Below are 13,273 nucleotides of genomic sequence, written 5' to 3' on the forward strand. Positions count from 1 at the left end.
CCAGACGAACAAACGGGATCGAACATGAGCTGGGAAGACCAATTCGCCGAAGACGCCGACGAACGAGAGGCAGAGGCCAAGGGCAAATCGCGCAGCGTGACGGTGGGCTGGACGGTGCGCTTCCCGCAAGGCGGCGATGCGATCTGGTCTCCGCCCAAGCCCTTCACCCGCAACGATCCCAAGCCATCGTCTGCCAAATCGGTGCAGGTCTGCCCGGCGGCGATTGACTTTGACCGGCGGCATTTCGTCATTCCCTGTCCGATCGACCTCAAGCTGTCCTTTGGCCGGCAGCCGAATGGCCAGCTGCAATTGCTCGACGCCGATGGCGAGAAGTCCGCGATGCGCCCTCAGGGCCGCGCGAATATGCTGGTGATGCACCCGCAAAACGAATGGCGCCACCCGGAGCGCCCGATCATCCAGATCACCGCGCCTTACGTCTTCGTCGCGGATGAGCCGTGCTACGTTGTCCAGACCGCGCCCTATCTCGACTATTTCGCGACCCCGCGCCCGGGTGTGCAGATGGGCGGGCGCTTCCCCGTCCACATCTGGCCGCGCCCCTTGAGCTGGGGCTTCGAATGGCATGACACGTCGAAGCCGCTCGTCCTGAAGCGCGGCGAACCGTGGTTCTACGTGCGTTTCGAGACCGAGAATCCGGGCGCGCACGTCAGGCTCGTCGAGCAGGAGCAGACGCCCGAGCTCGACAAGTATCTCGACAGCATTGTCGATGTCTCCAATTACGTGAACAAAACCTATTCGATGTTCGGCGAAGCGCGGCGGATCAGGCCGGACAAGCTGCTAAAGCCCAAGGGCTAGGCGGGAACCACTGCCGGTGCGAAGCGCTGTTCAGACATGCTGAACGAAGCGCAAGTCGAAGAGGTCTACCGCAATCTGGCCGATGCCATGCCGGGCCGGACCAAGGGCGCCAAAGGCCCCAAGGGTCAGCCGGACGCCTTTCGTTCGTGCATATCCTGCATGCTGTCCGCGCAGTCGCTCGACCGGAACACGGCGGCGGCGACCAAGGCTTTGTTCAAGCTGGCGAAGACGCCCGCGGACATGCTCGCGCTTAATGATGAGGCAATCGCAAAGGCGATCAAGCCGTGCGGGCTTTACAACAACAAGACCAAGAACATCCGCAAGTTCTGCACTGCGCTGATCGAGGAGCATGACGGCGTCGTACCCGATACGCGAGAGGGGCTGATGAGCCTGCCCGGCATCGGTCGCAAATGCGCAGACATCGTGATGAGCTTCACTTTCGGGAAGGACGTGATCGCGGTCGACACGCATGTCCACCGCGTGTGCAACAGGATCGGGCTGACCGATGCCAAGACGGCCGAAAAGACAGCGCAGCAGCTGGAAGAGCGCAGCCCCGAATGGGCGCTTGCGGATGGCCATTTCTGGCTCATCCAGTTCGGGAAGCGCGTGTGCCGATCGCGCATCCCCAAATGCGATATCTGCGTGGTCAGCGACCTTTGCGAAACCGGCCCGATCGAGCGCGGCGACTAGGCCGGCGTGAGCTCCTGCCGGTCCGATCCCGGCCAATGTAGGAGATGTTTCTGTACGAGCCCCCCGGCAACCGGAGCGAGGGCAAGCGGCACTGCGGCCATGGCATAAACACCCCAGTCGAGTGGCTGACCACCAAGCTGGAACAGCAGCAAGGTCACCGCGACAAGCGTTGCAGCGACGAGGCCACCTGCCAACGGTCCCTGCCACCAGGCTGGCGGGGTCAGCCTCAGGACTGCAAGCCCAACCGCCGTGCCGAGCGGCGCGACAATCAGGAAGGCTACGAACACCGCAGCGCCCACCCCTATCGTCGCGAACATTGCGAGGAATGTGAGCATGTTGCTGAGCGCGCCGGCTGAACTGGTAAGGCCGACCATCACCGCGATGATCGCAATGCCGGTGAAATAGACGAGCGCCGTTGCAACGAGGCTAGCGAAGAACAATTCCGGTGTGCCGGGAACAGAATTCTCTCGTGTCATACCGCGTTCCCCTCAGACTTTGCCCGATGCCGTGACGTTACGGCGCGTTGCGTCAGGCAGATTTACTTCCAAAACCACGCTTGCACCCAAGCCTATATTCGGCTTCTCTCCAGCGCAAATTTCGAACAACAGACACGAGAGGAACCACCCAGCCATGAAGACCGCAATCACCGAACTGTTCGGCATCGAGCATCCGATCATTCAGGGCGGCATGCACTATGTCGGGTTTGCCGAGATGGCGGCGGCTGTGTCGAATGCGGGCGGGCTTGGCATCATCACCGGCCTTACGCTTGGCACGCCGGAAAAGCTCGCTGACGAAATCGCGCGCTGCAAGGATATGACCGACAAGCCGTTCGGCGTGAACCTCACGTTCCTGCCGACCGTCAACGCGCCCGATTATCCGGGGCTGGTGAAAGCGATCATCGACGGCGGGGTGAAGGCGGTCGAGACGGCGGGCAACAATCCTGCGCAAGTGCTCCCCTTCTTCAAGGAAGCCGGCGTCAAGGTGATCCACAAATGCACCAGCGTGCGCCACGCGCTCAAGGCACAGTCGATCGGCTGTGACGCGGTAAGCGTCGACGGTTTCGAATGCGGCGGCCACCCGGGCGAGGACGATGTGCCCAACTTCATCCTGCTCCCGCGCGCCGCCGATGAGCTTGAGATCCCCTTCGTCTCCAGTGGCGGCATGGCCGACGGGCGCAGCCTGGTCGCAAGTCTCGCCATGGGCGCGGAAGGGATGAACATGGGCACCCGCTTTATCGCTACGAAAGAAGCCCCGGTTCATGAAAACGTGAAGGCTGCGATTGTTGCGGCGTCCGAACTCGACACCCGGCTTGTCATGCGCCCGCTGCGCAACACCGAGCGCGTAATGACCAACGACGCCGTCGAGGAACTGCTCGAAATCGAGCGCGAGAAGGGCGCGGACCTCAAGTTCGAAGACATCATCGAACAGGTCGCGGGCGTCTATCCCCGCATCATGACCGAAGGCGACATGGACGCAGGCGCGTGGAGCTGCGGTATGGTCGCAGGTCTCATCAACGATATACCGACCTGCAAGGAGCTGATCGACCGGATCATGGCCGAGGCCGAGGAGATCATCACCAAGCGTATGGGCGGCATGCTCGCCTGATGGGCGGATTGCCAGACAAGCGCGCAGCCCTAGTCGCTGCCTCGCTTGCCGCTTTGCTTGCCGGGTGTTCGGAGAGTGAGCCAGCGGGCGGCCGCGCGGGCGGTGAAAGCGAATCCCCGAACATCGCGGCCTGCGCCACGCCTCCGGAAAACGGAGCCATTCTTGACCGCGATTTTGAGAAGGGCTCCGGACCGCACACGGTCGCGATCGTCAACTCGGCAGCGGGCAACACGATCGTCAATGTCCGCGATGCAGCCTCCGACGATCTTGTTCTCTCGTTTTTCGTAGCCGAGGGATCGGACGCGCAGGTGAGCGACGTACCGGACGGCACTTACCGCATTCAGTACGCAACCGGCGGCGCCCTTGCCGCCGATTGCGCCAGTTTTGCGGCGCTTAGCGCCGCATCGCAGGACCCCGAAGCCGTCGAGTTTCCGGAAGGCTCGGCAATGACGCTCACCTACGAATTGACGCCGATGGTAGGTGGGAATTTCGAAGGCGAGGCCATCGATCCGGCAACCTTCGCAGCCGACTGAGCCGGAGCACTACGGCAAAACCCCTATCCCGCGGCTCGCGCTTTGTTCGGATTCCTGAGCGATCCTTGATCCCGGGATTGTTCGGGACTTGAGTTCGACGGGTTGTACGCAACCGGCCGAGCGGGGCGGGAGCGCGTATGCTTGAATGGATTGGGCTTGGCGGCTGGATTGTGTCCAGTGCGATGACCGGGGCGGCTGGATGGCTGCTCGCAGAAAAGCTGGGTCCAATGCGGCCCGCCGAATGGGTTCGCCGGTCGGTGGCTCGAACCAGTCCTTTTTTCACGCTCGCCCTCAGCGACAGCGGCAGCCGGTTCGCCCGCAACCGGAATTGCGGGCTCGCAAATCAGCCAAGCGTGCCAGAGCCGCGATCTCGCATTGCGGCGCCGTCTGACTACGCTTCACCGCGCGCCAAGGCGCGCCAGTCGATGTTTGCAGAGATGCCCGAGCTCGATGCGCTTCGGGAAGAGGTCGAGAAGATCCGGCAAGCCGAACGCAGCGGCGCGATCCGGCTGCTCGAATGTGAAGATACACCTTTGCCGGTCGCGCACGAGCTCGCGTCCATGGATGTGATCGTCAATTACAAACGCGCCATCGCGCGGCTTCGCTCTCGCAGCGGCGCCACCATGCACGAAGAGGCGCAGCATGACGAAATCGAGATTGTCAGCTCGGACGAGCATCAGCCGCCCGCGATCTCGCAGGCCGCCGAACCCCGTCGCAGAATGCGTGCTTAGCCTTCGTCCTCGTCGACGCGGGTGTAGGGAATGAAATCGTCGAAGAAGACCGCGCCGGTGAAGAAGCCGTTGAACGGGTCAATCGTGTTGACGATGTCGAGCCTGCACACCTGGCTGGCGTTAAAGCGCCGCGAGACGAGCGCATCGCGATCATCGATGCTTTCAGGGTTCTTGGTGCGCTGAACATAGATCGTGTTGCCGCGGCCATAGACGATCGCGGTTTCATCGATGATGGTCACAGGCTGGTTCAGCGTGTTGCGAATGCAGCGCCGGGGTTCGCCGGCCACGCGTCCTTCGAGCATCTTCGCAAGGCGTTCTTCGCCTTCGGTCATCTCGGTCGCCTCGGCGTCGCTATGTTCTTCAGCGAGGGCGGGCTGCGATGCAACCATCGCCAGCGCAGCAATTGCGGCTGCGGGGGCAATTGCGCGAAAGAGGGGCGCGCGCGAGAGGGGATTTGCCAATTTGGTCATGTCGCACTTCTCCGATGTTGTCGGACGAAGGCTAGGCAGAGGTAGCTGAATGGACGCTGAGCGCCTTCAAGACGCCGAATACACGAAATTCAGCGGTGGCCGGGGTCGGCGCCTTCGGAGATATCGGGCAGGGTCGCCTGATCCACGCCGTCTGCCGGACCACCTTTCAAAACGAAACGACGGTCGCAATAGCCGCAATCGACATAGCCGTGCTCGTCGATCTCGAGATAGATGCGCGGGTGGCCCAGAGCTGCGGGGCGATAATTGTCCCCGCCGCGAATGGCGCTTGCGCCGTCACAGCTTACGCGTCGAGTGTCGACCAGAATAGTTTCGGGTGGAGGCGTGTTCATGGGGGCGTGGATTAGTCGTGCCGCCGTGCGATTTCAACTGCGCAAATGCGCTTTGCGAGTAAGTCAGTTGTAGTCGATGATGACAGTGAAGAAGCCGAGATAGCTGCCCGGCTCCTGATCGGCAGCCACATCGAGCGTTCCCGCGACGCGAAAATCGAAGCTGGTCCGGAAAAAGTATGCGGGCAGTCCGAAGAAGCCGGGGCGATTGAAGTCGGTCGTGAAATCGCGCAGCGTCATGGTCTCGCCGGGCAGGCTGATATGCGCCAGCTCGATCGTGTCGCCTGACTGCGGCCCGTCGTAGCTCGGGAAGTCCGCAAGGATCTGACGCGTGATCAGGAATTCTGCCGCGACCGGATCTCCGCCGAGCGACTGGACCGTGCCCGTGGTCGAAACATTGCTAGCGGTGTCCAGAGTGATCGTACCGCCGCTATCGCCCGGCAGGATGTCGCCGAAATTGAGGTCGCCCAGTTTCTCGATCCGGGTCTCTCCGGGTATCCGAACGACCGCTGTGGTGGACGCCACGTCCTGTGCTTGCGCAACATGCGGGGTGGCAAGCACGCAAAGCGCCAGCACGATTACGGCCATGAAGCGGGCGATGTGGGTTGGCGCTGCGAGCGCCGATGGCGAGAAGTTCACGAGATCGCGCGCCTTACTGGTAGTCGAGCCGGATATCGAAGGTGCCCGTGTAAACGCCGGGCAGTTGGCCCGCATTCACGTTGAGCGTGCCGCCGACACGGAAGATGAATGTACCGTCAGCCGAACCGATCGTGTAGCGCTCCCAGTTGGGATTGGAGCGGACCGGTACGAGGTCGGGGTCGCCATCAATTGTAATGTTTGTGACTGTCATGTCGGTGCCGGGGCCGGTGAGCGTGATCGTCCGACCGTTGGGACGACGCACACGCACGCGCTGACCCGACTGGCCAAGGCCTGCAAAGGTCGCTGGCACACATTCTGCACTGTGAATGACTCCGCCGGTCGTCGAGCAGGTCGCGGTTGCGGTCGGGGTCAGGACCACGGTGCCTCCGGTGGTAACGACCATGTCTCCGAAATCGAGATCGCTGAGCTTGGTGATCGAGAGCGGTTCGATCACCGCGGCACGCGCATCGTAGCTGTCGCTCGATTGCGCGTGAGCCGCCGTCGGCAGCGCCATAGCCGCAGCCAGCAGCCCGCAAGCTGCAGCCAAATGCCGGGCTTTTTCATGGCCAAGAATCGGAGCGAACCTTTTCATCACGATGCCCTCACTAAGCGCAGAGCGTGATCCGATGCTGACCACAAATGGTTAACGGGCGAGTTACACATTGCGCCCTTTGCGAGCGCAAACTTCATGCGTAAGGGCTTTACCCCATGAACCCGCCAGCCATCCGTATCGACAACCTCGTCAAACGCTACGCCGCGCCAAAAGGCGCCAAAGGTGCAGATGCCGAGGGCAAGCTTGCGCTCAAAGGCGTAAGCTTCGATGTGCCGGAAGGCTCGATCTTCGGCCTTCTGGGGCCCAATGGCGCTGGCAAGTCGACGCTGATCAACATTCTGGCCGGCCTCGTTAACAAGACCAGCGGCTGCGCCGAGATCTGGGGCTTCGATATCGACGCTCAGCGCCGCAATGCGAGCCGCGCCATCGGGATCGTCCCGCAGGAGATCGTGTTCGACCCGTTCTTCACGCCTTATGAGGTGCTCGAAAACCAGGGCGGCTTCTATGGAATTCCGGCGAGCGAGCGCCGCAGCGAGGCCCTGCTTGAGGCGGTGCGTCTCTCGGACAAGCGCAACGCCTATGCCCGCACGTTGTCCGGCGGGATGAAGCGGCGACTGCTGGTTGCCAAGGCGATGGTGCATTCGCCCCCGATCCTCGTGCTGGACGAGCCGACCGCCGGGGTCGATGTCGAACTGCGGCGCCAACTTTGGGAGTTGGTCACGCAGCTCAACCGCGAGGGCGTGACGGTGGTCCTCACCACGCACTATCTCGAAGAAGCCGAAGAACTGTGCGACGAAATCGCGATCATCAATCACGGCGAGCTTATCGCGAAGAAACCGACTCGCGAACTGATCGACATGGCGCGCGAGAAGATCGTCGCGGTCACGGTCGCCTCCGACCTCGCCACTGCGCCTTCGCACGAGGCGTTTCACAAGGTCGAGCTGACCGGGGATCGCGGGGTCGAGGTCACATATGATAAAGACAGCCTCAGCGCTGGTCAGGTTCTTGCCATCCTTCAGGAAAAGGGCCTGACCATCGAGGACGTGACGACGCGTGAGGCTGACCTTGAAGATGTATTCGTCCAATTGACGGGAACTGGCGCGTAAACGGCAAAGGGAGCAGATCGAATGCGGATCACAACGGGATTGATTGGGACCGCATCGCTCGCCTTGATGCTCGCCGCTTGCGACGTGCCCGAACAGCGCAGGGAAGACGCGCTTGCAGCCGCAGGCGGGGTTGAGCCCGCGCCTTCGCCCACCCCCGAACCATGCCCTGCAACCGGCGCAGCCTTGCAGGTTCTCGGCAGCGGCGGACCGATTGCCGAAGCTGCCCGTGCGGGCACGTCCTACCTGCTCTGGATCGACGGCGAGCCCCGCCTGCTGATCGATGCGGGCGCGGGCAGCTTTCTGCGTTTCGCCGAGGCGGGCGCGAGCATTGCCAGCCTCGATGCTATCCTGCTCACACACCTTCACGCCGACCATGCAGGCGATCTTGCAGGTGTTCTTAATTCGGGCGGTTTCGAAGGCCGAACCCAGCCGCTTGCAGTGATCGGCCCCGACGCCGCCCCGCGCTTTCCGGGCACGGGCGAATTCCTCGAACGGCTCTTGTCGAAAGAGAGCGGCGCCTTTGCCTATAACGGAGGCTATCTCGACGGGACCGAGAACAAGCCCTTGCTCGAAGCGCAGGACATCACCACCGCCGAAGGGACAGCAGAAGCGACCGTCCTCGATGTTTCAGGCGAATATTCTGTCACCGCTTACCCGGTTCATCACGGGCCGGTCCCTGCGCTTGGATACGCAGTAGAAATCGGCGGTGCGAGCTTCGTCATTACGGGCGACCAGAGCGCGCTCTCGCAGACCTTTCTCGAAGGGTTGCGCGGCAGCCAGCCGACCATCCTCTTCGCGCATCACGTGATCAACGGAGAGCAGGGCCAGCCGCGCGGACTTCACCGCACACCGGCTGAAATCGGGCAGCTGGCGGGCGCGTTGAACCCGTCGCGGTTATTGCTCACTCACAATATGGAGCGCAGCCTTTCGCGCATCGAGGACAGCCGCGCGGCCATCGCGACCAGTTATGAGGGGGCGGTCGACGTCACACAGGACCTTGAATGCTTCGCGCTTGGCGATGAGGCTCGATAAAGCGCGAGCTCAGGGCAAAGCGGTCTGAACCGATGCTTCGCGCCACTTGCGATGGGAAATTCGCTCTATCGCTTTGCCACAGTAGCGGCATTCACCGACATAGCATTTGCCATTCCATTCGACATCGCGGCGCAGGGGTTCGTGGCGACCACGCAGGCAATTAATCGAGGCAATAAGAGACATGGAGCTTGCGACTTCTCGTTAGGGGTTATGTACTCTCTCGCTAACCGGCTCTCTTTGCAGGTGCGCCATGTCGGGGATCATGACGCAGGCGCAGCACCGACCGATTATCAAAACATAGTACCACCACTGAAATGACGCTCCCATGTCGCTGGTCTCAAATTTTGCAGCGATTTGGACGGCTGACGTGATTTGGGCCACGGTTCACCGAGAGGCGCGCTCGAACGGGTCGAACTCTTGCCAGCCGAAGCCATGCGCGCCATGGCAGGGCGCATGGAAAATCACGGCCAATCCGACGCGTCGCCAAACGAGAAATTCGACGTCATCGTTATAGGGTCCGGGGCTGCCGGTCTTACCGCAGCGCTTGAGCTTGCGACCCGGCTGAAGGTGCTTGTGCTGGCCAAGGGCACGCTCACCGGAGGCTCGACCGCGTGGGCGCAGGGCGGCATTGCTGCGGTGCTCGATGCGGGCGACACGTTCGAAAACCACGTGCGCGACACGATGGTGGCTGGTGCGGGGCTCAATGATCTCGAAGCGGTCGAATTCGTGATCGAACGCGCACCGGAAAGCATCGAGCGGCTGGTCGAACTGGGCGTACCGTTCAACAAGGATACCGATTCCCTCCACCTCACCCGCGAGGGCGGGCACTCGCACCGCCGCATCGTTCATGTCGACGATGCGACCGGGTGGGCGGTGCAGGAGGCGCTGCTCAAGGCCGCCGAAGCAAGCCCCAACATCACCATGCTGGGCGGGCGCACCTGTATCGACTTCATCACCGACCGCCACCGCGAGAACTACTCGGGCGCGGGCCATGTCTGGGGCGTTTATGCGCTCAACGAGGAGACCGGCGCGGTCGAACGCCACGTTGCACGCGCGACCATCCTGGCAGCCGGAGGCGCAGGCCGCGTCTACCAGTTCTCGACCGCCCCGCGCGGCGCGACCGGAGACGGCATCGCGATGGCATGGCGGGCAGGCGCGCGCGTCTCAAACATGGAGATGATGCAGTTCCACCCCACCTGCCTCTACAATCTGGAGGTCAAGAACTTCCTCATCACCGAGGCGGTTCGCGGCGAGGGCGGGCGGCTCTATCACCCCGAAACCGGCCACCGTTTCATGACCGATTACGACGCAGAGCGCATGGAGCTTGCCCCGCGCGATGTCGTGGCGCGCGCGATCGACGACCAGATCAAGCGCTTTGGCCTCGACTATGTCCACCTCGACATCAGCCACCAGCCAGCCGACTTCGTGAAGGGACATTTCCCGACGATCTACGACAAGCTGATGGGCCTTGGCATCGACATGACGAAGGAGCCGATCCCCGTCGTGCCCGCGCAGCACTACACCTGCGGCGGCGTGGTGGTGGACCTCTATGCCCGAACCGATCTGCCCGGTTTGTGGGCGGCAGGCGAATGCACCGAAAGCGGGCTTCACGGCGCGAACCGGCTTGCTTCCAATTCGCTGCTCGAATGCTTCGTTTTCGGAGAAGCAGCGGCATCCGACATTCTCACCATGTGGGACGAGCTTCCCGAACCGCCCGCGATCCTGCCATGGGACGAAAGCCGCGTGTCGGATTCAGACGAACAGGTCGTCATCAAGCAGAACTGGACCGAAATCCGCCGCTTCATGTGGAACTATGTCGGCATCGTTCGCACCACCAAGCGGCTCGAACGCGCGCAGCACCGGATCGAGATGCTCAAGCGCGAGGTCGAGGAATATTACGGCAGCTTCGTCGTTACCACCGACCTCATCGAACTGCGCAACCTGTTACAGTCCGCAGAGCTGATCGTGCGCTCAGCACTGGCACGCAAGGAAAGCCGCGGGCTGCACTTTACGATGGATTACCCGGAGACGAGCGACGTGGTGAAGGACACGGTGCTGGTTCCGTGAGCTCAATGAGTCTTGCGAGAACTCTTCCTCTCCGAATCGGCCTCTTCCTTGATTTTTGATATGAGAGATTCGATTTTAGCCAACAGTCCGTCTCTAAGACCTTCTCGCCGTAACAATCGACCACTGAGTAAATGATACGCTATCGGCACCACAACTGCGGTGATATTTACGATGGTTTCTACATCTGAGAGATCGGTGAGGTTAATCATCTTTCGGTAAGAGCTGTTCTACAGCATCCTTAAGCTGAATGTAGAGCGTAAGCTCGGAAGTCAGAGTTTTTGCATTCTCACTTCCTCTCCATACGCAATATGCTCCCCCTGCGATAGGTATGAGCGCGACTGCTGGAACTGCGAGCGCCAATGCGGCCACTATGCCACCGCCAGCAACTGAGCCGCCAATTCCCATCCCGACCGTTTTGGCCTGATCCCGCTTCTCTCTTGTGCTAGAGATCTTTTCTTCCAAGTCGCGGATCAGCTTTTTGTGAAGATCGATGATGCTATCCGCATCATTGGGGTTGTTGATCCCGCGAAACGATTCAAAAGTCGCTCGGCGTGTAGTTTGGGCATCGCAACTGTCTCGGAGCGCTCTAAGCTCATGTAAGGTGGGTTCCCCCCTTACCGCTTCTGATATTTGCTCAAAGAGCTGTGAAAGCACTTGCATGTAAGGTAAGTTGCAGCCTTTTCTTTCGAAAGCAATGCATACTAGACAACAACTAGGGCATTCTGTCTCTGTTCATGACTTGCTATCGATAAAAGCCTGAACTCCACCAGCAGAATAGGGCAAAAGATGAGTTTCTGGCCAAGCCACACCTTAGCTTTCTTGCTCCTAGCTGGCTTTCCAGCCCTCGCCCAGAATTCTACTGCCGACATATCTGAGAACTCCATCGTCGTCACCGCGCAGCGTTCAGGTGCGCCGATGTGGTTTATCGAGACGCCGACCGGGACGGTGATCCTTGTCGGCGAAATCCGCGCTGTGCCCAAGTCGACGCCGTGGCGGCCCGACCGGCTGGAGGAAGCCACGAAAGAGGCCAACCGCGTCATCATTCGCGCGCGGCCCAAGTTTTCGCCCGGCGATGTGTTGCGGCTGATCTTTCGCGGGGGACGTTTCACCAAGTTGCCCGATGGCTCGGTCGCGGCCGATTATCTCGACGCACCGCAGCGCGCCCGGCTTGCCGCGCTCGAAGAGGAATATGACAAGGATTATGATCGCCGCTCATTCCTGATGACGAGCTTCGACCTGCTCGCGCGCCGGCTCGATTTCGATGACGAGACCACCGACGATGCGACCGAGGTGGTGAAGGACGCCGCCGACGATGCCGATATCCCGATCATCCGGCCAGAGCGGTTTCGCGGCGAGGACCTGCTGGACAACCTCGCCGAGGCCGATCCGAGGAGCCACATTCCCTGCCTCGAAGCCGCAATGGGCGCCACTGAAGCAGGGCAGGACATCATCGACAAGCGCGGCGCGGACTGGCGCCGATACGATGTGCCGGCGGTGATGGAAAACCCGCTCGAAATCGCGCTTGGCCAGTGCTGGCCCTGGGCCGACGATGAGCTTGGCGAAGAGATCCGCAGCCAGTGGGTCGGCATGATCGCCGATGCCTCGCGGCAGCCCGGCGTGACGGTCGCGGTCGTGCCCTTGCGCGTGCTGGCGGAGCCAGACGGCGTGCTCGACCAGCTGGAAGCGGAAGGCTTCCCCATCGGCGGGCCGAACTGGCGCTAGTGCGCTCAGGATAACAGCGCTTTACCGACCGATCAGACGACTACACTTGTCGACGCCTCTATGTCGTTCGTCGCGTTTTATGTCCGCCAAACGATAGATTTGCCTGTTTGCAGAGCTGTGATTGATAGAATCGTGCTCAGCGGGCACTTTTCATTCGGCTGCTGAGGGAGGCCCCGACTTACCCCGTTTTTCTCCCAGAGCACCTGATCGACCCTAATGCTGAAAGCTTTGCGGGTATGGGCTGATGCCCTGCTGCTCCATGCGTTTTCCGGCCGATCATCCGACAAGAACCAACCTGTTTGGAAAGGATGATCCAATGAAGACCCCCGTTAAGTTTGCAATCGCTCCTGCCGCCGCTCTGGCCGCTGCCCTCGCTTTCGCAGCGCCTGCCGCTGCCGAGCATTCCGATGCCATCGTTGTGACCTCGCCAGAGAAGTTTGCCGAGTGGCGCGAGAACGCCAATGCGACGCTCGACCGTGCGCTCCAGCGCGAGCCTGCTCGCCGCAATCTGCGTCCGGCATCGGGCATCGTCCAGCTGACCTTCGAGATGGGCGATGATGGCAAGCCTGCCAATGTCGAGCTGGTTTCGAACACCGGCGATGGCGCTTCTGCGCGCACGGCCAAGCACGCAATCCGCTGGCTCGGCGACATGAGCGATGTGCCTGTGGCCGATGCCGAGAACGCGCAGTTCCTTGCCAACATAATCTTTGCCGAAAGCCCGCGCGAATATCGCGAGCTCAACGCAGAGCTCCAGCGCACCGAACGCGCCCGCGTTGCCGCAGGTGACGATTTCATCACCCTTGGCGGCTAGCAGCCCCTGGCCTGCCAAGTCGCAGCCCCGCTCAGTTCTTCGCGCTTGTTGCATCCGCGCGAAGGGCTGGGCGGGGCCTTTGCTTTGCGCACGGCTCATCGCGCCTCTGAGCTTGATCTGACCGGACAAAGGCGCTTTGTCTGTTTCCTGGACA

General features: G+C 61.5%; 16 protein-coding genes. 10 read left to right on the top strand and 6 right to left on the bottom strand.

Annotated elements, in window-relative coordinates; genetic code table 11:
* Positions 1–24 precede the first annotated feature (24 nt).
* Positions 25–813: a hypothetical protein gene (locus tag NAP1_RS14120; RefSeq protein ID WP_007166002.1), complete on the top strand. Its 789-nt coding sequence runs from the start codon at positions 25–27 to the stop codon at positions 811–813.
* Positions 814–849: 36 nt separating this feature from the next.
* Entirely contained in the window at positions 850–1,503 is a 654-nt protein-coding gene (gene nth / locus NAP1_RS14125) for an endonuclease III (RefSeq protein ID WP_007166003.1), read from the top strand.
* Here the strand turns inward: nth and NAP1_RS14130 are convergent.
* The gene (locus NAP1_RS14130; protein WP_007166004.1) at positions 1,500–1,979 is read right to left on the bottom strand and encodes a hypothetical protein; all 480 of its coding nucleotides are present in this window, start codon (positions 1,977–1,979) and stop codon (positions 1,500–1,502) included. The two genes, nth and NAP1_RS14130, sit on opposite strands and share 4 nt — an antisense overlap.
* A 154-nt stretch (positions 1,980–2,133) precedes the next feature.
* Between NAP1_RS14130 and NAP1_RS14135 the strand changes: the two genes are divergently transcribed.
* The 3 genes from NAP1_RS14135 (at position 2,134) to NAP1_RS14145 (ending at position 4,372) form a co-directional block, all read left to right on the top strand.
* The gene (locus NAP1_RS14135; protein ID WP_007166005.1) at positions 2,134–3,108 is read left to right on the top strand and encodes a nitronate monooxygenase family protein; all 975 of its coding nucleotides are present in this window, start codon (positions 2,134–2,136) and stop codon (positions 3,106–3,108) included.
* Positions 3,108–3,641 carry a hypothetical protein gene (locus tag NAP1_RS16095; protein WP_007166006.1) on the top strand — a complete coding sequence of 178 codons (534 nt, stop codon included), beginning with the start codon at positions 3,108–3,110 and terminating at the stop codon, positions 3,639–3,641. The genes NAP1_RS14135 and NAP1_RS16095 overlap by 1 nt, the downstream gene beginning before the upstream one ends.
* Before the next feature lie 137 nt (positions 3,642–3,778).
* Positions 3,779–4,372 (top strand): hypothetical protein, encoded by a 594-nt coding sequence (locus NAP1_RS14145; RefSeq protein WP_007166007.1) that lies wholly within the window; start codon positions 3,779–3,781, stop codon positions 4,370–4,372.
* Here the strand turns inward: NAP1_RS14145 and NAP1_RS14150 are convergent.
* The 4 genes from NAP1_RS14150 to NAP1_RS14165 all read right to left on the bottom strand — a co-directional run bounded on the left by NAP1_RS14150 (position 4,369) and on the right by NAP1_RS14165 (position 6,420).
* A complete protein-coding gene (locus tag NAP1_RS14150) occupies positions 4,369–4,842 on the bottom strand; it encodes a hypothetical protein (protein ID WP_007166008.1) in 474 nt (157 codons plus the stop codon). The two genes, NAP1_RS14145 and NAP1_RS14150, sit on opposite strands and share 4 nt — an antisense overlap.
* 89 nt (positions 4,843–4,931) lie before the next feature.
* Positions 4,932–5,192, bottom strand: a complete 261-nt coding sequence (locus NAP1_RS14155; RefSeq protein WP_007166009.1) for a zinc-finger domain-containing protein — start codon at positions 5,190–5,192, stop codon at positions 4,932–4,934.
* A gap of 63 nt (positions 5,193–5,255) precedes the next feature.
* Positions 5,256–5,828: a DUF4402 domain-containing protein gene (locus NAP1_RS14160; RefSeq protein ID WP_007166010.1), complete on the bottom strand. Its 573-nt coding sequence runs from the start codon at positions 5,826–5,828 to the stop codon at positions 5,256–5,258.
* A 13-nt stretch (positions 5,829–5,841) separates the two neighbouring features.
* Positions 5,842–6,420, bottom strand: a complete 579-nt coding sequence (locus NAP1_RS14165) for a DUF4402 domain-containing protein (protein WP_007166011.1) — start codon at positions 6,418–6,420, stop codon at positions 5,842–5,844.
* Positions 6,421–6,536: 116 nt separating this feature from the next.
* On the opposite strand from NAP1_RS14165, the gene NAP1_RS14170 reads away from it, so the two are divergent.
* The 3 genes from NAP1_RS14170 to nadB all read left to right on the top strand — a co-directional run bounded on the left by NAP1_RS14170 (position 6,537) and on the right by nadB (position 10,586).
* Positions 6,537–7,487, top strand: coding sequence for an ABC transporter ATP-binding protein (locus tag NAP1_RS14170; RefSeq protein ID WP_007166012.1), 951 nt, complete (start codon positions 6,537–6,539; stop codon positions 7,485–7,487).
* A gap of 21 nt (positions 7,488–7,508) precedes the next feature.
* A complete protein-coding gene (locus NAP1_RS14175; RefSeq protein WP_007166013.1) occupies positions 7,509–8,519 on the top strand; it encodes an MBL fold metallo-hydrolase in 1,011 nt (336 codons plus the stop codon).
* Positions 8,520–8,972: 453 nt separating this feature from the next.
* The gene (gene nadB, locus NAP1_RS14180; RefSeq protein ID WP_040465092.1) at positions 8,973–10,586 is read left to right on the top strand and encodes an L-aspartate oxidase; all 1,614 of its coding nucleotides are present in this window, start codon (positions 8,973–8,975) and stop codon (positions 10,584–10,586) included.
* A gap of 201 nt (positions 10,587–10,787) precedes the next feature.
* Here the strand turns inward: nadB and NAP1_RS14185 are convergent, their stop codons facing one another.
* Positions 10,788–11,246, bottom strand: a complete 459-nt coding sequence (locus tag NAP1_RS14185; RefSeq protein WP_007166015.1) for a hypothetical protein — start codon at positions 11,244–11,246, stop codon at positions 10,788–10,790.
* Positions 11,247–11,372: 126 nt separating this feature from the next.
* Between NAP1_RS14185 and NAP1_RS14190 the strand changes: the two genes are divergently transcribed.
* Both NAP1_RS14190 and NAP1_RS14195 read left to right on the top strand, forming a co-directional pair.
* Positions 11,373–12,308 carry a TraB/GumN family protein gene (locus tag NAP1_RS14190; protein WP_050750434.1) on the top strand — a complete coding sequence of 312 codons (936 nt, stop codon included), beginning with the start codon at positions 11,373–11,375 and terminating at the stop codon, positions 12,306–12,308.
* Between the two features lie 316 nt (positions 12,309–12,624).
* Positions 12,625–13,119 carry a hypothetical protein gene (locus tag NAP1_RS14195; RefSeq protein WP_156777285.1) on the top strand — a complete coding sequence of 165 codons (495 nt, stop codon included), beginning with the start codon at positions 12,625–12,627 and terminating at the stop codon, positions 13,117–13,119.
* The last annotated feature ends 154 nt before the right edge of the window (positions 13,120–13,273 follow it).

The organism is Erythrobacter sp. NAP1, assembly GCF_000152865.1.
In the GTDB taxonomy this organism is placed as follows: domain Bacteria; phylum Pseudomonadota; class Alphaproteobacteria; order Sphingomonadales; family Sphingomonadaceae; genus Erythrobacter.

Bases quoted from the DNA above. Each gene is read 5' to 3' on its own strand.
- NAP1_RS14175 (WP_007166013.1), top strand. From the start codon at position 7,509: ATGCGGATCACAACGGGATTGATTGGGACCGCATCGCTCGCCTTGATG.
- NAP1_RS14155 (WP_007166009.1), bottom strand. From the start codon at position 5,192: ATGAACACGCCTCCACCCGAAACTATTCTGGTCGACACTCGACGCGTA.
- NAP1_RS14120 (WP_007166002.1), top strand. From the start codon at position 25: ATGAGCTGGGAAGACCAATTCGCCGAAGACGCCGACGAACGAGAGGCA.
- NAP1_RS14135 (WP_007166005.1), top strand. From the start codon at position 2,134: ATGAAGACCGCAATCACCGAACTGTTCGGCATCGAGCATCCGATCATT.
- nadB (WP_040465092.1), top strand. From the start codon at position 8,973: ATGGAAAATCACGGCCAATCCGACGCGTCGCCAAACGAGAAATTCGAC.
- NAP1_RS14165 (WP_007166011.1), bottom strand. From the start codon at position 6,420: ATGAAAAGGTTCGCTCCGATTCTTGGCCATGAAAAAGCCCGGCATTTG.
- NAP1_RS14195 (WP_156777285.1), top strand. From the start codon at position 12,625: ATGAAGACCCCCGTTAAGTTTGCAATCGCTCCTGCCGCCGCTCTGGCC.
- NAP1_RS14130 (WP_007166004.1), bottom strand. From the start codon at position 1,979: ATGACACGAGAGAATTCTGTTCCCGGCACACCGGAATTGTTCTTCGCT.
- NAP1_RS14150 (WP_007166008.1), bottom strand. From the start codon at position 4,842: ATGACCAAATTGGCAAATCCCCTCTCGCGCGCGCCCCTCTTTCGCGCA.
- NAP1_RS14170 (WP_007166012.1), top strand. From the start codon at position 6,537: ATGAACCCGCCAGCCATCCGTATCGACAACCTCGTCAAACGCTACGCC.
- NAP1_RS14190 (WP_050750434.1), top strand. From the start codon at position 11,373: ATGAGTTTCTGGCCAAGCCACACCTTAGCTTTCTTGCTCCTAGCTGGC.
- NAP1_RS16095 (WP_007166006.1), top strand. From the start codon at position 3,108: ATGGGCGGATTGCCAGACAAGCGCGCAGCCCTAGTCGCTGCCTCGCTT.
- nth (WP_007166003.1), top strand. From the start codon at position 850: ATGCTGAACGAAGCGCAAGTCGAAGAGGTCTACCGCAATCTGGCCGAT.
- NAP1_RS14145 (WP_007166007.1), top strand. From the start codon at position 3,779: ATGCTTGAATGGATTGGGCTTGGCGGCTGGATTGTGTCCAGTGCGATG.
- NAP1_RS14185 (WP_007166015.1), bottom strand. From the start codon at position 11,246: ATGCAAGTGCTTTCACAGCTCTTTGAGCAAATATCAGAAGCGGTAAGG.